The organism is Pseudomonas sp. MIACH (assembly GCF_001269925.1).
Taxonomy (GTDB): Bacteria; Pseudomonadota; Gammaproteobacteria; order Pseudomonadales; family Pseudomonadaceae; genus Aquipseudomonas.
In genome coordinates this window covers 182,694-199,538 of sequence record NZ_LHVO01000028.1, presented here as the reverse complement: position 1 = coordinate 199,538, position 16,845 = coordinate 182,694, and the positions used below count along the sequence as shown (strand labels likewise).

15 protein-coding genes are annotated in these 16,845 nt (G+C 59.4%); 9 read left to right on the top strand and 6 right to left on the bottom strand.

The annotated features are described in order from the left end of the window. Positions 1–113: 113 nt before the first annotated feature. From AD670_RS11060 to AD670_RS11050, 3 genes are all read right to left on the bottom strand, one after another. Positions 114–1,742, bottom strand: a complete 1,629-nt coding sequence (locus tag AD670_RS11060) for an ABC transporter substrate-binding protein (protein ID WP_053131645.1) — start codon at positions 1,740–1,742, stop codon at positions 114–116. Positions 1,743–2,000: 258 nt separating this feature from the next. Further along, positions 2,001–3,602 (bottom strand): ABC transporter substrate-binding protein, encoded by a 1,602-nt coding sequence (locus AD670_RS11055; RefSeq protein WP_053131643.1) that lies wholly within the window; start codon positions 3,600–3,602, stop codon positions 2,001–2,003. 88 nt (positions 3,603–3,690) lie between these two features. Continuing rightward, positions 3,691–4,404 (bottom strand): SIMPL domain-containing protein, encoded by a 714-nt coding sequence (locus AD670_RS11050; RefSeq protein WP_053131641.1) that lies wholly within the window; start codon positions 4,402–4,404, stop codon positions 3,691–3,693. Positions 4,405–4,608: 204 nt separating this feature from the next. Between AD670_RS11050 and AD670_RS11045 the strand changes: the two genes are divergently transcribed. The 3 genes from AD670_RS11045 (at position 4,609) to AD670_RS11035 (ending at position 8,249) form a co-directional block, all read left to right on the top strand. Next, positions 4,609–5,871, top strand: a complete 1,263-nt coding sequence (locus AD670_RS11045; protein ID WP_053131639.1) for an ATP-binding protein — start codon at positions 4,609–4,611, stop codon at positions 5,869–5,871. Then, entirely contained in the window at positions 5,864–6,424 is a 561-nt protein-coding gene (locus AD670_RS11040) for a response regulator transcription factor (RefSeq protein ID WP_003171731.1), read from the top strand. The genes AD670_RS11045 and AD670_RS11040 overlap by 8 nt, the downstream gene beginning before the upstream one ends. Positions 6,425–6,524: 100 nt before the next feature. Beyond that, on the top strand, positions 6,525–8,249 hold the full coding sequence (locus tag AD670_RS11035) for an ABC transporter ATP-binding protein/permease (RefSeq protein WP_053131636.1): 1,725 nt from the start codon (positions 6,525–6,527) through the stop codon (positions 8,247–8,249). Between the two features lie 103 nt (positions 8,250–8,352). Here AD670_RS11035 and AD670_RS11030 read toward each other — a convergent pair whose 3' ends face one another. After that, a complete protein-coding gene (locus tag AD670_RS11030; protein ID WP_003171734.1) occupies positions 8,353–8,790 on the bottom strand; it encodes a YhcB family protein in 438 nt (145 codons plus the stop codon). A 147-nt stretch (positions 8,791–8,937) separates the two neighbouring features. On the opposite strand from AD670_RS11030, the gene AD670_RS11025 reads away from it, so the two are divergent. From AD670_RS11025 to zapE, 3 genes are all read left to right on the top strand, one after another. Then, positions 8,938–9,567: an alpha/beta hydrolase gene (locus AD670_RS11025; RefSeq protein WP_053131633.1), complete on the top strand. Its 630-nt coding sequence runs from the start codon at positions 8,938–8,940 to the stop codon at positions 9,565–9,567. A 24-nt stretch (positions 9,568–9,591) separates the two neighbouring features. Further along, positions 9,592–10,947, top strand: a complete 1,356-nt coding sequence (locus AD670_RS11020; RefSeq protein ID WP_053131630.1) for a tryptophan--tRNA ligase — start codon at positions 9,592–9,594, stop codon at positions 10,945–10,947. A gap of 79 nt (positions 10,948–11,026) precedes the next feature. After that, on the top strand, positions 11,027–12,121 hold the full coding sequence (gene zapE / locus AD670_RS11015) for a cell division protein ZapE (RefSeq protein WP_053131627.1): 1,095 nt from the start codon (positions 11,027–11,029) through the stop codon (positions 12,119–12,121). Positions 12,122–12,232: 111 nt separating this feature from the next. On the opposite strand, the gene AD670_RS11010 is transcribed toward zapE, so the two are convergent. Next, positions 12,233–13,153, bottom strand: coding sequence for a GlxA family transcriptional regulator (locus AD670_RS11010; protein ID WP_172681465.1), 921 nt, complete (start codon positions 13,151–13,153; stop codon positions 12,233–12,235). A gap of 220 nt (positions 13,154–13,373) precedes the next feature. On the opposite strand from AD670_RS11010, the gene AD670_RS11005 reads away from it, so the two are divergent. Next, positions 13,374–14,510 (top strand): acyl-CoA dehydrogenase family protein, encoded by a 1,137-nt coding sequence (locus tag AD670_RS11005; RefSeq protein ID WP_053131622.1) that lies wholly within the window; start codon positions 13,374–13,376, stop codon positions 14,508–14,510. A gap of 63 nt (positions 14,511–14,573) precedes the next feature. On the opposite strand, the gene AD670_RS11000 is transcribed toward AD670_RS11005, so the two are convergent. Then, a complete protein-coding gene (locus tag AD670_RS11000; protein ID WP_053131618.1) occupies positions 14,574–15,614 on the bottom strand; it encodes an NADP(H)-dependent aldo-keto reductase in 1,041 nt (346 codons plus the stop codon). Between the two features lie 248 nt (positions 15,615–15,862). Here AD670_RS11000 and rplM point away from each other — a divergent pair, with 248 nt between their 5' ends. Beyond that, positions 15,863–16,291 carry a 50S ribosomal protein L13 gene (rplM, locus tag AD670_RS10995; RefSeq protein ID WP_003171742.1) on the top strand — a complete coding sequence of 143 codons (429 nt, stop codon included), beginning with the start codon at positions 15,863–15,865 and terminating at the stop codon, positions 16,289–16,291. A gap of 14 nt (positions 16,292–16,305) precedes the next feature. Further along, positions 16,306–16,698 carry a 30S ribosomal protein S9 gene (gene rpsI, locus AD670_RS10990; protein WP_003171743.1) on the top strand — a complete coding sequence of 131 codons (393 nt, stop codon included), beginning with the start codon at positions 16,306–16,308 and terminating at the stop codon, positions 16,696–16,698. Positions 16,699–16,845: the final 147 nt, after the last annotated feature.

The window sequence follows — 16,845 nt, the reverse complement described above, 5'->3', positions numbered from 1 at the left end:
CGCTTGTCGCAGTTCGCAGCTGTAGGACGCGGCGATTGCTAGCGTGGTCTATTTCCTACGGTCCAGGCGGATGCAATAACGGCGACGTTAGGAAACGTCGCCGTCATTGAGTCTTACTTGCCGCTTACGCTCACGCCGTAGAAGGAGTTCAGGCCAAACGGGCTGATCTTGAAGTCCTGTACGGTGTTGCGCATGGGTTGATACACCGTCGAGTGCGCGATAGGTGTCATCGGGACTGCATCTTTGAGGATATGTTGCGCCTGCTTATACAGCTCGGTGCGTTTGGCGACGTCCGACGTTGCCTTGGCTTCTTTCACGACGCCGTCGAATTTCTTGTCGCACCACTTGGAGAAGTTGTTGCCGGCCAGGGAGTCGCAGCCGAACAGCACGTTCAGCCAGTTGTCCGGGTCCCCATTGTCGCCGCTCCAGCCAATGATCATGGCCTGGTTCTCGCCGCCTTTGGAGCGCTTGATGTACTCGCCCCATTCATAGCTGGTGATCTTGACCTTCAGACCGATCTTGGACCAGTCGTTTTGCAGCATTTCGGCCATCAGCTTGGCGTTCGGGTTGTACGGACGCTGAACCGGCATGGCCCACAGGACGATCTCGGTACCTTCCTTGACGCCCGCTTCCTTGAGCAGTGCCTTGGCTTTCTCGGGATCGTACTTGGCGTCCTTGATGGTGGTGTCGTAGGACCATTGGGTTGGCGGCATGGCGTTGACGGCCAGTTGCCCCGCGCCCTGGTAGACGGAGTCGATGATCTGCTGCTTGTTCACCGACATGTCCAGCGCCTGGCGTACGCGCAGGTCAGCCAGCGGGTTTGGCTGGTCGCTGCCCTTGATCTTGTCCATGACGTTGTAGGCGACATAGCCGAGGTTGAAACCGGCTTGGTGCGGCAGTTTCAGGTCCTTGTCTTCACCCAGCGCCTTCAGGTCGGCCGGGCGTGGGAACAGGGTGATCTGGCATTCGTTTTTCTTGAGCTTCTGGATACGCACCGACGGGTCGGTGGTGATGGCGAAGATCAGGTTATCGATCTTCACGTCTTCAGGTTTCCAGTAATCCTTGTTGCCGGTGTAGCGAATGTTCGAGTCTTTCTGGTAGCTCTTGAACACGAACGGGCCAGTACCGACCGGCTTCTGGTTGATGTCCTGGGGCGTGCCGTTTTTCAACAGCTGCGCGGCGTATTCGGCCGACTGGATCGACGCGAAGCTCATCGCCAGGTTCTGGATGAAAGCGGCGTCCACGGTGCCAAGGGTGAACTTGACGGTGTGGGCATCGACCTTCTCGATGTTCTTGATGTTGGTGTCCATCCCCATGTCCGTGAAGTACGGGAACTCAGTGGGGTAGGCCTTACGGAATGGATCGTCTTTGTTGATCATCCGGTTGAAGGTGAACAGTACGTCGTCAGCCGAGAATTCACGAGTGGGCTTGAAGTACGGGGTGGTGTGGAACTTGACGCCTTCGCGCAGGTGGAAGGTGTAGGTCAGGCCATCCGGGGACACGTCCCAGCTGGTGGCCAGGCCAGGAACAACGGCGGTGCCGCCTCGTTCGAACTGGCTCAGACGGTTGAACATGGTTTCGGCCGAGGCATCGAAGTCTGTTCCGGTGGTGTACTGGCCTGGGTCGAAACCGGCCGGGCTCCCTTCGGAGCAAAACACCAGGTTAGTCGCCGCTTGGGCGAAAGGGGCCGCGGCCATAAGGCCAGCGCTCACTAATAACGGAAGGACTGCGTGTTTAAGCATGTTGGCCTCATGATTTGTTGTCATTTTTGGTGGTGAGGGCGACCTCGTGAGTCGGCCTGCGGATACTTATGCAGGCGCCATACCCATTGCAAGATGCTGAACCGTTGCAAGACTGAAAGAGTGGTACGAACGTACAGGAATGTCGCAATTATGAAAGTTTTGACATATTTGAGCATATTTATAGGTTTTTTTCGGTGCATGGAGTGCACCATGAAGGGTCAACCGAGGCGTCTGGCGCACTCGGTTGGGGCGTTGCTGTTACTTATCTAGACTCACGCCGTAGAACGGTGTCAGTCCGAAGGGGCTGATCTTGAAGTCCTTCACTTCCTTGCGCAGCGGTTGGAAAACCGTCGAGTTCGCAATAGGCGTTATAGGTACTTGTTCCTTAAGTATTTTTTGTGCCTGTTGATACCACTTGATGCGCTGTTCACGGTCATTGCTGACCTTGGCCTGTTGCACCAGCTTGTCATAGGCAGGGTTACACCATTTGGCGTAGTTGCTGCCCTTCACCGCAGCACAACTGTAGAGCACGCCGAGCCAGTTATCCGGGTCGCCGTTGTCGCCGGTCCAGCCATAAATCATCGCATCGTGCTCGCCATTTTTGGCCCGCTTGATGTACTCGCCCCACTCATAGCTGACGATATTGGCCTTGATGCCAATCTTTTCCCAATCCTGCTGGATCATCTGGGCCGACATACGTGCATTCGGGTTGGAGGCACGTTGCACGGTCATCGCCCACAGGTTGATGGTGGTGCCAGGTGCAACCCCTGCTTCTTTTAGTAGCGCCTTGGCCTTGGTCGGATCGTGCGGGGCATCCTTGATGGAGGGGTCATAAGACCACTGCGCCGGTGGCAGTGCGTTCTGCGCCAATTGCCCGGCGCTTTGGTACACCGCCTTGATGATCGCCGGCTTATCGATGGCCATGTCCAACGCCTGGCGCACCTTGAGCTGGTCCAGCGGTGGATGGGTCACGTTGTAGGCCAGGAAGCCCAGGTTGAAACCGGCTTGTTGCCGCACGCGCAGGTTGGGGTCCTGCTTCATTACTTCAATGTCCGAAGGGCGCGGGTAGCCGCTGACCTGGCATTCGCCGGCCTTGAGTTTTTGCAGGCGCGACGCAGCGTCCGGGGTGATGGCGAACACCAGGTTGTCGAGCTTCACATCCTCGGGTTTCCAATACTGTTTATTGGCCGCGTAGCGAATCTGCGAGTCCTTCTGGTAGCGCTTGAACACAAATGGTCCGGTGCCTACCGGTTTCTGGTTGATGTCCTCGGCCTTGCCCTGCTTGAGCAACTGCGCGGCGTATTCGGCGGACTGGACCGAGGCGAAGCTCATGGCGAGGTTTTGCACGAACGAGGCATCGACGTTGTTCAGGTTGAAACGCACGGTGTGTTCGTCGAGTTTGTCGACGCTCTTGATCGTGGTGTTCAGGCCCATGTCGGTGAAGTATGGCGACTCGGAAGGGTAGGCCTTGCGAAACGGGCTCTGGGCATCGAGCAGGCGATTGAAGGTGAACAGCACGTCATCCGCGTTGAAGTCGCGGGTCGGCGTGAAGAAATCGGTGGTGTGGAACTTGACGCCATCGCGCAGATGGAAGGTGTAGGTCAGGCCGTCTTTGGAGACATCCCAGCTCGTGGCCAGGCCCGGTTCGACTTCGGTGCCGCCACGCTTGAACTGGGTCAAGCGGTTGAACACGGTTTCGGCGGACGCATCGAAATCGGTGCCGCTGGTGTACTGGCTCGGATCAAAACCGGCGGGGCTGGCTTCGGAGCAGTAGACCAGGGTGCTGGCGGCGTGGGCCATCGGCATAAAGGCCAGCAGGCCTGCGGCAAGGAGGAGCGGTTTGAAGGCGATTCTGTCCATGTAGACCCCTGAAGTGGCAGGTATAGGCTGCCCAAACGAAAACGGCGGCCACCGAGGTTACCGCCGTTCAGGTTTGTCAGGTAGGGGGTTACGGCATCTGTACTTCGATCACGCCATCGGCACTCATGGTCACCTGGCTGGTACCGGCTTCCACCTCTGGCGTCGGCGCCGAATCCATCATGGCCGCTTTCATCATCATCCCGCCGCGCGCATAGGGTTGTGGATAACCATTGGTGTTGAAGTTCAAGTTGACGATCTTGTAACCCTTGCCGCCCAGGGCGTCGGTGGCCAGTTGTGCGCGTGCTTTGAACGCGGCAACCGCATCCTTGAGCAGGGCGTCTTCGCTGGCCTTGCGCGTGGTGTCGGCGATGGCGAAGTCCATGTTTTCCATTTTCAGGGTATTGAGCAACTCGCCGGTGAGTTTGGACAGTGCCGGGAAATCCGCGCTTTCCAAGCGCAGTTCGGCGCGTTCACGCCAGCCGGTGATCTTCTGGTTCTTGTTGTCGTAGATCGGGTAGCTGTTACGGCTGCCCTGGCGCAAGGTCACGCCTTTGACTTCACGAGCCTCGCCGAGGGCCTTGTTCAAAGTGGTGGTGATTTCGGCCGCGAGCTTGGCCGGGTCGGAGTTCTGGGACTCGGTGTAGAGGGTGACGATCATCTTGTCGCGGGCCACTTCCTGGCTGGCCTCGGCGCGCAGGGAGATCTGGTTGTAATGCAGCTCATCGGCGGCCATTGCCGGAAGGCTGGCCAGGGCGCTGGCGCTGAGGGTGAGAACGGCGGCACTGCGGATGAAACGAGACATGGAAGCTCCTTAGGGTGTTCGTATCGGTATGACTGTAGACGGTGGTATCGGGTTCTTCGGGTTTACACATTCGCTACACATCGGGTAATCGCCGACGAACGGTCATTCGCCCGGCCTGCGGCAAAGAGCCACACGCGCCATGCCAGCGCGCCTGCTTCGTTTATACTCCTGCCGATCCGCCTGCTGCGCTCATCGGGAGAGCTCATGCTCGCCGCCGTAAAACTGACTTCCGCCACCCGCCAGAACCTCTGGCGCCTGACGTTCATTCGTACCCTGGTACTGGCCGCACAGGCCGGATCGGTGGGGCTCGCCTATTGGTTCGACCTGTTGCCGCTGCCCTGGCTGCAGTTGGGCGTGACCCTGGGTTTCTCCATCGTGCTGTGTGTGTTTACCGCCATCCGCTTGCGCACCACGTGGCCGGTAACCGAGCTGGAATACGCCCTGCAATTGGCCTGCGACCTGTTTATCCACAGTGTGTTGCTGTACTTTTCTGGCGGCTCCACCAACCCGTTCGTTTCTTATTACCTGGTGCCACTGACCATCGCTGCGGTGACCTTGCCGTGGCGCTACTCGGTGGTGCTGTCGGGCATCGCCCTGACCCTGTACACCCTGCTGCTGGCGCGCTTCTATCCGTTGCAAACGTTCCCCATCGCCCGCGAAAACCTGCAGATCTACGGGATGTGGCTGAGCTTTGCCCTGTCTGCCGCCGTGATCACCTTCTTTGCTGCGCGCATGGCCGAAGAGCTGCGCCGCCAGGAAGAACTGCGCGCCATTCGCCGCGAAGAGGGCTTGCGTGACCAGCAACTGCTCGCCGTCGCCACCCAGGCCGCCGGCGCCGCCCACGAATTGGGCACGCCGTTGGCGACCATGAGCGTGCTGCTCAACGAAATGACCCAGGACCACCACGACCCGGCGCTGCAAGAGGATCTCGGCGTGCTGCGCGAACAGGTCAAACAGTGCAAGCAGACCTTGCAGCAACTGGTACGCGCAGCCGAAGCCAATCGCCGCCTGGCGGTCGACATGCAGGACGTGACCCAGTGGCTCGACGAAGCGCTGAACCGCTGGCACCTGATGCGTCCCGAAGCCAGCTACCGCTTCCACCTGCTGGGTCAGGGCACTGTGCCGCGCATGGCGCCACCGCCGGACCTCACCCAAGCCTTGCTCAACCTGCTCAACAATGCCGCTGACGCCTGCCCCGAAGGCCTGGAAGTCCGGCTGGATTGGGATGTGGATGACCTGACGATCAGCATTCGCGACCACGGCGCGGGCGTGCCGCTGGCGATTGCCGAGCAGATCGGCAAACCTTTCTTTACCACCAAGGGCAAAGGCTTCGGCCTCGGCCTGTTTTTGAGCAAGGCCAGCGTGACCCGCGCGGGCGGCTCAGTGAAGCTCTATAGTCATGAGGAAGGTGGCACGCTTACCGAGCTGCGCCTGCCCCGTGTCGCACGAGGAGATATCGATGAGTGACGAGATCCAAGTCGAAGGCGAAGAACTGCCGCACCTGTTGCTGGTAGATGATGACGCCACCTTTACCCGCGTGATGGCGCGCGCGATGAGCCGTCGTGGCTTTCGCGTGAGCACCGCAGGCTCCGCCGAAGAAGGCCTGACCATTGCCCAGGCTGACTTGCCGGACTATGCCGCGCTCGACCTGAAAATGGACGGCGACTCCGGCCTGGTGCTGTTGCCCAAACTGCTGGAACTCGACCCGGAAATGCGCGTGGTGATCCTCACCGGTTACTCCAGCATCGCCACGGCCGTCGAAGCCATCAAGCGCGGTGCCTGCAACTACCTGTGCAAACCGGCGGATGCCGATGACGTGCTGGCGGCGTTGCTGTCCGAGCATGCCGACCTCGACACCCTGGTGCCGGAAAACCCGATGTCGGTGGACCGCCTGCAGTGGGAACACATCCAGCGCGTACTTACCGAACACGAAGGCAACATATCCGCCACTGCCCGCGCCCTGGGCATGCACCGTCGCACCCTGCAACGCAAGCTGCAGAAGCGTCCGGTACGACGCTGAACCTCGGCTGAACGAGCCGCTTCAGGCCGCACGGAGCCCTGAACCGATCAACTATGATCGGTTCAAACGCCTGTCACCTCCTTCCTATCGAGCCTGAACGATGAATCAGAACGCTGAGTACTCTGCGGTCAATGACGCAGTGCGTGGGCAATTCTTTCGCCGAACCTGGGCGATGATCACGCCTTATTGGCGAAGTGAAGAGAAGGGCAAGGCCTGGTTGTTGCTCGCCGTGGTGATTGGCCTGTCGCTGTTCAGCGTGGCCATTTCCGTGTGGCTCAACCACTGGTACAAGGACTTCTACAACGCGCTGGAAAACAAGGACACGGTCGCCTTCTGGCAACAGATCGTTTATTTCTGCGGCATCGCCACGGTGGCGATTCTCGGCGCGGTCTACCGTCTCTACCTCACTCAGATGCTGACCATTCGCTGGCGTGCATGGCTCACCGAAAAGTATTTTGCCCGCTGGCTTGGCAACAAGAACTACTACCAGCTGGAGCAGGGCGGCTACACCGATAACCCGGATCAGCGGATTTCCGAAGACCTCAACAGCTTTACCTCGAATACGTTAAGTCTTGGCCTGGGTCTGCTGCGCAATGTGGTCAGCCTGGTGTCATTCTCGATCATCCTGTGGGGCGTGTCGGGCAGTATTGAAGTGTTCGGTATCACCATCCCCGGCTACATGTTCTGGTGTGCATTGGTCTATGCCGGTGTCGGCAGTTGGCTGACCCATCTGATCGGTCGTCGTTTGATCGGTTTGAGCAATCAGCAACAACGCTTCGAAGCAGACTTGCGTTTCTCCATGGTGCGAGTGCGGGAGAATGCCGAGAGCATCGCCCTGTACAACGGCGAACCCAATGAGAATCAGCGTTTGAGCGCGCGGTTCGGGAAGGTCTGGCATAACTACTGGGACATCATGAAGGTGTCCAAGCGCCTGACGTTCTTCACTGCCGGTTATGAACAGATTGCGACCGTCTTTGCGTTTATCGTGGCTGCCCCGCGCTACTTTTCCGGCAAGATCGAACTGGGCGAGCTGATGCAAATCAACTCGGCGTTTGGCAACGTGCAGGGCAACTTCAGCTGGTTTATCAGTGCGTACGCCGACCTCGCCGGTTGGCGCGCGACCAGCGACCGTCTACTGAGTTTTCAGCAGGCCATGAGTGAAAACGAGCAGCGCCCAGCCGCCATTGACGTCAGCGCGGAGGGCGAGCGTCTGGTGGTGCAAGGGCTGGGCATGAACCTGGCGGATGGTCGTCACCTGCTGACCGACGCCAACATGATCGTTGAGCCGGGTGAGCGCCTCATGCTCAGCGGCCGTTCCGGCAGCGGCAAAAGTACCTTGCTGCGCGCCATGGGACATCTGTGGCCTGCTGGTCACGGCAGCATTCGCCTGCCGGCCAAACGTTACCTGTTCCTGCCGCAGAAGCCCTACCTGCCGATCGGCACACTCAAGGCGGTGTTGAGTTATCCACAGGACGACAGCGTCTATTCGGCAGAACGTTATGCACAGGTCCTGGAAACCTGTCGCCTGCCGCACCTGGTGGGGCGCCTGGATGAAGCCAACCATTGGCAACGCATGCTCTCGCCCGGCGAACAGCAGCGCCTGGCCTTTGCCCGAGCCTTGTTGTTCGCGCCGCAATGGCTCTATATGGACGAAGCGACATCGGCCATGGATGAAGAGGATGAGGCGACGTTGTATCAGGCGTTGATTGATGAGTTGCCGGGTTTGAGCATTGTCAGCGTCGGTCACCGCAGCAGCCTCAAGCGCTTCCATGGACGGCATGTGCGGATCGAGGCAGGGTGGCTTCAAGAACAGCCCGTGGCCTGAAGACCAATGGGGAAGGGTGTAAGCCCCCTCCCACAAGAGCGAGGCCCAACAAAAAGCCCGGTTGATCAATGATCAGCCGGGCTTTTTGTTGCTTGAAAATAACTTACTTCTTCAAGCCGTAATGCTCATCCAGCATGCCCGGGGCGTTCGGCGTTTTTGGCGCGTAGTCCCGTGGTGGTTCCTGGTTTTCCCGGGGTGGGGTCAGGCGTTCCCGTGGAGTTTGCGGTGCATCGGAATGCAGCGCGGCCAGCAGACGCTGACGGGTGATGTCGTCGAGGGCCAGGCGGTTTGCGCCATCGGCGAGGTGATCCTGTACTTCCTGGTAGCTCTGGGTGAGTTTCTTGACCAGGGTCGCGGTGCTGTTGAAGTGGGTAACAACCTCGTTCTGATAACTGTCAAAACGTTCCTGAATGTCATCCAACTGACGCTGCGTGCGGTTAGGCGCGGCATTCGGCAGCAGGCGGGCAACCAGGAATCCAATGGCGACACCGGCAACCAAGGCGAGAGTCGGCAACAACCAAACTAAGAGCGAGTGTTCCACGAGTCCTTCCTCTATAAACGGCTTTGCTTTACGTTAACGGCTCAAACCTGCGCTGTATACCGCGATTAAGCTCGCAATGATGCCATGCACAGACTTTTAGCTAGACGAGTCGACCCTTTGAGAGGTCACGGAGTTCATTCCTTGCTCATGCGTGAAACCCCCGTTTTGATCGATGGCCCGGTAGGTCAATTGGAAGCCCTGTACCTGGATCACCCCGAGCCACGTGGCCTGGCGCTGATCTGTCACCCTAACCCGGTGCAAGGTGGGACCATGCTCAATAAAGTTGTCTCGACCCTGCAACGCACCGCCCGCGATGCGGGTTTGATCACTTTGCGTTTCAACTACCGTGGGGTTGGCGCCAGCGCCGGTACGCACGATATGGCCACGGGTGAAGTGGATGATGCCGAAGCGGCTGTCACCTGGCTGCGGGAAAAACACCCTGGCCTGCCGATCACCTTGCTCGGCTTTTCCTTTGGCGGTTATGTGGCCGCCAGCCTCGGCGGTCGCCTTGAAGCCAAGGGTGAAAAACTGGCGCACCTGTTCATGGTCGCTGCGGCGGTGATGCGCCTGCGCGATAGTGATGTGTTGCCACAAGGCTGCCCGCTCACCCTGATCCAGCCGGAAACCGACGAAGTGGTCGATCCGCAATTGGTCTACGACTGGTCTGCCGCCTTGAAACGCCCCCATGAGCTGCTGAAAGTGGCAGAATGCGGGCACTTTTTTCATGGCAAGCTCACCGATCTCAAGGATCTGGTGCTGCCGCGCCTCTCGAATTGATAGCAGTCTGATAAGCGATTACCCATGACGACTCGTACCCGTATCCTCACCGGCATCACCACCACCGGCACGCCGCACCTGGGCAACTACGCCGGTGCGATCCGCCCGGCGATCCTTGCCAGCCAGGACGCCAATGCCGACTCTTTCTACTTCCTGGCCGACTACCACGCCCTGATCAAATGCGATGACCCGCAGCGCATCCAGCGCTCGCGTATGGAAATCGCCGCGACCTGGCTGGCCGGTGGCCTGGATGTGAACCGGGTGACCTTTTATCGTCAGTCCGACATCCCGGAAATCCCCGAGCTGACCTGGCTGCTGACCTGCGTCGCCGCCAAGGGCCTGCTCAACCGCGCCCATGCCTACAAGGCCTCGGTGGACAAGAACGTGGAGACCGGCGAAGACCCGGATGCGGGCATCACCATGGGCCTGTACAGCTACCCGGTGCTGATGGCGGCGGACATCCTGATGTTCAACGCGCACAAAGTGCCGGTGGGCCGCGACCAGATCCAGCACGTGGAAATGGCCCGCGACATCGGCCAGCGCTTCAACCACCTGTTCGGCAACGGTAAAGAATTCTTCACCATGCCCGAGGCGTTGATCGAAGAAAGCGTTGCCACCTTGCCGGGCCTGGATGGCCGCAAGATGTCCAAGAGCTACGACAACACCATCCCGTTGTTCACCAGCGCCAAGGACATGAAGGACGCCATCTCGCGGATCGTCACCGACTCCCGCGCGCCCGGCGAAGCCAAGGACCCGGACAACTCGCACCTGTTCACCCTCTACCAGGCGTTTGCCAGCAAGGCCCAGGAAGAAGAGTTCCGCGGCGAGCTGCTGCAAGGCCTGGGCTGGGGCGAGGCGAAGAGCCGCCTGTTCCAGCTGCTGGACGGCCAATTGGGCGAAGCGCGCGAGCGCTACCACCAGTTGATGTCGCGCCCGTCGGACATGGAAGACCTGTTGCTGGTCGGCGCCAAGAAAGCCCGTGCCGTCGCCGCGCCATTCCTGGCCGAGTTGCGTGAAGCGGTGGGCCTGCGTTCTTTCGTCAACCAGGCTGCGGCGCCGGTTGCGACCAAGAAGAAGGCCGCCAAAGCCGCACGTTTTGTGAGCTTCCGTGAAGACGATGGCAGCTTCCGCTTCCGCCTGTTGGCCGCCGATGGCGAACAACTGCTGCTGTCGCGCAACTTTGCCGATGGCAAGGCGGCCGGTGCGGTGACCAAGCAACTGCAAAACGGTGAAGCGCTGGATGTGCGCACCGAGGCCCTGAGCTTCAGCGTATGGCTGGACGGTGCCGCAGTCGCCGACAGCGCCGAGTTTGCCGATGGTGCATCGCGTGATGCCGCCATTGCAGCCCTGCGCATTGCGTTGACCCCAATCGAGGATTAACCCGACCAAGGGTTGATTGCCATTATCCGGGGCCGTCGTTACAGTGACGGCCCGTTTTTGTTGCCTTGCTAACGAAATTATGACGCCCCTAGAACGATATCAAGCTGATCTGAAACGCCCTGAATTCTTCCATGACGCGGCCCAGGAAACGGCGGTGCGTCATTTGCAGCGCCTGTACGACGACCTGGTCGCGGCCTCGCAAAGCAAGCCGGGGATGCTCAGCAAGCTGTTTGGCAAGAAAGACCACACGCCGGTCAAGGGCCTGTATTTCTGGGGCGGTGTAGGTCGGGGCAAGACCTATCTGGTCGATACGTTCTTTGAGGCGCTGCCGTTCAAGGAAAAGGTCCGCACCCACTTCCACCGCTTCATGAAGCGCGTGCACGAAGAAATGAAGACCCTGCCGGGTGAAAAAAACCCGCTGACCATCATCGCCAAGCGTTTCTCCGACGAGGCGCGGGTGATCTGCTTCGATGAATTCTTCGTTTCCGACATCACCGACGCCATGATCCTCGGCACCCTGATGGAAGAGCTGTTCAAGAACGGCGTGACCCTGGTCGCCACTTCGAACATCGTGCCCGACGGCCTCTACAAGGATGGCCTGCAACGTGCGCGCTTCCTGCCCGCCATTGCGCTGATCAAGCAGAACACCGAGATCGTCAACGTCGACAGTGGCGTCGACTACCGTCTGCGTCACCTCGAACAGGCGGAGCTGTTCCACTTCCCGCTGAACGAAGCTGCGCACGAAAGCCTGCGCAAGAGCTTCCGCGCCCTCACGCCGGAGTGCACCCAGGCGGTGGAAAACGACAAGCTGATGATCGAGAACCGCGAGATCATCGCCCTGCGTACCTGCGATGACGTGGCCTGGTTCGAATTCCGCCAACTGTGCGACGGCCCGCGTAGCCAGAACGACTACATCGAACTGGGCAAGATCTTCCACGCGGTGATCCTCAGCGGCGTGGAGCAGATGAGCGTCACCACCGACGACATCGCCCGACGGTTTATCAACATGGTCGACGAGTTCTACGACCGTAACGTCAAGTTGATCATCTCGGCCGAAGTCGAACTCAAGGACCTGTATACCGGCGGGCGCTTGAACTTCGAATTCCAGCGAACCCTGAGCCGCCTGCTCGAAATGCAGTCCCACGAGTTCCTGTCGCGCGGGCACAAACCCTAAGACCGATGTAGGTCAAGTGTGGGAGGGGGCTTGCCCCCGATAGCGGTCTATCAGTGCAAGATGTACTCACTGACACACTGCTATCGGGAGCAAGCCCCCTCCCACATTTGCTTACGCAGCCTGTTGGAACTGCTGGCGGTACTGGTTCGGTGACAGCTCCGTGTGCTGCCTGAACAACCGCGCAAAGAAACTCGCATCGTCGTAACCCACCTCATAGCTGATGGTCTTGATGCTCTTGCGGCTGCCCGAGAGCAGGCCCTTGGCCGTCTCGATACGCAAGCGTTGCAGGTAGTGCAGCGGCTTGTCGCCGGTGGCGGTCTGGAAGCGGCGCATGAAGTTGCGAATGCTCATGCCGTGTTCCCGGGCGACGTCTTCGAAGCGGAATTTGTCGGCAAAGTGCTCTTCGAGCCAGTGCTGGATCTGCAGGATAATCACGTCCTGGTGCAGCTTCTGCCCCCCAAACCCGATACGTCCCGGCGAGTAGCTGCGCTGCACTTCGTAGAGGATGTCACGCGCCACTGCCTGGGCGATGTTGGCGCCGCAGAAGCGTTCGATCAGGTAGATATACAGGTCGCACGCCGAGGTGGTGCCGCCGGCGCAATACAGGTTGTCGGCATCGGTGAGGTGCTTGTCCTGATTGAGCTGGACCTTGGGGAAGCGTTCGCTGAAGGCGTTGAAGAAGCGCCAGTAGGTGGTCGCCTCCTTGCCATCGAGCAGGCCGGCTTCGGCCAGCCAGAACACTCCTGTGGCTTCGCCGCAGAGTACCGCGCCGCGTGCATGTTGCGCGCGCAGCCACGGCAGCACTTGCGGGTAGCGCGCGCAGAGGGCGTCGAAGTCATCCCAGAAGGCCGGCAGTACGATGATGTCGGCGTCTTCCAGGCCGCCGTCCACCGGCATGATCACATCACTGAAGCTGCGCACCGATTTTCCGTCGGGGCTCACAAGGCGTGTTTCGAACGCAGGGGTCAGGCCCAGGCCTTGCTGTTTGCCATAACGCAGGCTGGCGAGGTGGAAGAAATCCTTGGCTTGCATCAGGGTTGAAGCGAATACCCGATCAATGGCCAAAATGCTGACGCGCCGCAACGGCGTGGAGATTTGGTTAGACATAATTTCATTTATTCTTATAGGGGAAAGTGGTCACCAGACGGCTGGATCGTCTTATTTTTTGTCGCATGTGTCCAGTGTCCTGTGACGCCATCGGGGCATAGGCTCTGTGGGCTCGTCCTTGTCCGACAATCCACGCAGGTGACCCATGATCCCCAGAACCTTGTTCAGCCCGGAGCACGAACTCTTTCGCCAGAGCGTGCGCACCTTTCTTGAAAAAGACGCTGCACCGTTCCATGGGCAATGGGAGAAGCAGGGCTATATCGATCGCAACCTGTGGAGCAAAGCGGGGGAGGCGGGGATGTTGTGTTCCCATCTGCCGGAGGAATACGGCGGGCTGGGCGCGGACTTTCTCTACAGCGCGGTGGTGATCGAGGAGATCAGCCGGCTGGGGCTGACCGGCATCGGTTTCTCGCTGCATTCGGACATCGTTGCGCCTTACATCCTGCATTACGGCAGTGAGGCGCTGAAGCACAAGTACCTGCCCAAGTTGATCAGCGGCGAGATGGTCACGGCCATCGCCATGACCGAGCCGGGTGCCGGCTCTGACCTGCAAGGGGTCAAGACGACCGCCGTGCTGGACGGCGACGAGTACGTAATCAATGGCTCCAAGACCTTTATCACCAATGGGTATCTGGCTGAGCTGGTGATCGTGGTCGCCAAGACCGACCCCAAGGCCGGCGCCAAGGGCACCAGCCTGTTTTTGGTGGAGGCAGACACGCCGGGCTTCGCCAAGGGCAAGCGCCTGGAGAAGGTTGGCATGAAGGCGCAGGACACTTCGGAGTTGTTTTTCCAGGATGTCCGCGTGTCCAGGGAAAACCTGCTGGGCCAGGCCGGCATGGGGTTTGCCTACTTGATGCAGGAGCTACCTCAGGAGCGGCTGACGGTGGCCATTGGCGCGCTGTCGTCGGCCGAGGCGGCGCTGGAGTGGACTCTGGAATACACCCGTGAGCGCAAGGCATTCGGCAAGGCGATTGCCGACTTCCAGAACACCCGCTTCAAACTGGCGGAGATGGCCACGCAGATTCAGATCGGGCGCGTGTTCGTCGACAAATGCATGGCGCTGCACCTGGAAGGCAAGCTGGATGTGCCCACCGCCGCGATGGCCAAGTACTGGGCCACGGACCTGCAGTGCAAGGTGCTCGACGAGTGCGTGCAGTTGCACGGCGGCTACGGCTTCATGTGGGAATACCCGATTGCCCGGGCGTGGGCGGATGCGCGCGTGCAACGGATTTATGCGGGGACCAACGAGATCATGAAGGAGATTATTGCGCGGGCGCTTTGAGTGCTGTGTTGTTTGTGTAGACCGCTATCGGGGGCTTGCCCCCGATAGGGGTCTACAGATCAATCAAGGCGCAGGATTCGGATGATCCTTCTGAATCGCCTCGATCCCTTCCAGTACTTCCTTCGACAGCTTCAGGTCAGCACTGGCAATGTTGCTGTCCAGCTGTTCCAGGCTCGTCGCGCCAATAATGTTGCTGGTCACGAACGGTTGCTGGGTCACGAACGCCAACGCCATCTGCGCTGGGTCCAGACCGTGCTCGCGGGCCAGTGCCACGTAGCGGCTGCACGCGGCCTCCGACTGCGGGTTGAAGTAGCGGCTGAAGCGGCTGTACTCGGTCAGGCGCGCTTTGGCCGGGCGTGCGCCACCTTCGTACTTGCCACTGAGCATGCCGAACGCCAGGGGCGAGTAAGCCAGCAGGCCGCATTGCTCGCGAATGGCGACTTCTGCCAGGCCCACTTCAAAGCTGCGGTTGAGCAGGTTGTAGGGATTCTGGATCGATACCGCACGGGTCCAGCCACGGGCTTCGGCCAGGGCCAGGAACTTCATGGTGCCCCATGGGGTTTCATTGGACAGGCCGATATGGCGGATCTTGCCGGCCTTCACCTGCTCATCCAGCGCTTCGAGGGTTTCCTCCAGTGGGGTGAGGTCGTCTTCGTCCTTGTGCTTGTAGCTCAGTTGGCCGAAGAAGTTGGTGCTGCGCTCCGGCCAGTGCAACTGGTAGAGGTCGATCCAGTCGGTTTGCAGGCGCTTGAGGCTGGCGTCCAGGGCTTCGACGATGTGCTTGCGGTTGTGGCGCAGGTGGCCGTCGCGGATGTAGTCGATGGTGTTGCCGGGGCCGGCGATCTTGCTGGCGAGGATCCAGTCGGCACGGTCGCCACGGCTTTTGAAGTAATTACCGATATAACGCTCGGTGGTGGCATAGGTGTCGGCCTTGGGCGGCACCGGGTACATTTCCGCCGTGTCGAGGAAGTTGATCCCCGCGGCCTTGGCCCGTTCAATCTGCGCGAAGGCCTCTGCCTCGCTGTTTTGCTCACCCCAGGTCATGGTGCCCAGGGCTATCGCGCTCACGTTCAGATCCGTACGGCCCAGCTGTCGATAATCCATCGGGTACTCCTTCAGGGAAAACAATCATAAAAGCAGGTTGAATTTTTTTTCGCAATCTGCATAATTGCCCACCTCTTTCTGCAGTGGAAGTGATGCGCCGCCTGCCGAAGAATCTTGCCGTTGAACGGACGCGCCGACCCGAGCCCCCGATAGCGTCTGTATCCGGCTGCCTTTGACTTGTCAAAGTACGCACTATTCAGTAAGATCCGCCGTCTAATTTACAGGGCGGCCCCTGAGGCTATTAAAGAATGACAACTTTTACTGCAAAACCGGAAACAGTTCAGCGCGACTGGTTTGTCGTCGACGCCGCTGGTCAGACCCTGGGTCGTCTGGCCACTGAAGTCGCCAGCCGTCTGCGTGGCAAGCACAAGCCTGAGTACACCCCTCACGTTGACACCGGTGACTACATCGTGATCATCAACGCTGAGCAGGTACGTGTTACCGGCAACAAAGCGCAAGACAAAATGTACTACCGTCACTCCGGTTTCCCAGGCGGTATCAAGTCTTCCAACTTTGAAGGCCTGATCTCCAAGAAGCCTGAAGCCCCGATCGAAATCGCGGTCAAAGGCATGCTGCCGAAGGGCCCACTGGGTCGCGATATGTTTCGCAAGCTGAAAGTCTATGCGGGCGCTGTACACCCTCATGCTGCTCAGCAGCCCCAAGAACTGAAGTTTTAACGGAATAGTTCATTATGTCGGCGACTCAAAATTACGGCACTGGCCGTCGCAAAACCGCAACCGCACGCGTTTTCCTGCGTCCGGGCACTGGTAACATCTCGATCAACAACCGCACCCTGGACAACTTCTTCGGTCGCGAAACTGCCCGCATGGTAGTTCGTCAGCCGCTGGAATTGACCGAGACTGTTGAAAAGTTCGACATCTACGTCACCGTTATCGGTGGCGGTGTAAGTGGTCAAGCTGGCGCAATCCGCCACGGTATCACTCGCGCTCTGATGCAGTACGACGAAACCCTGCGTGGCGCTCTGCGCAAAGCTGGCTTCGTTACTCGCGATGCTCGTGAAGTTGAACGTAAGAAAGTCGGTCTGCGTAAAGCGCGTAAGCGTCCGCAGTACTCGAAGCGTTAATTCGCTTTACGTTTCACAAAAACGCCCAGCCTCCTCACGGAGCTGGGCGTTTTTTATTGCCTGCGATTTATACACAATTTTTGGCGTGACAACTTGCCACATCCGTAGACCCCCTATACTACAAGGCCTGGAGGGGGAGGCCCGGGC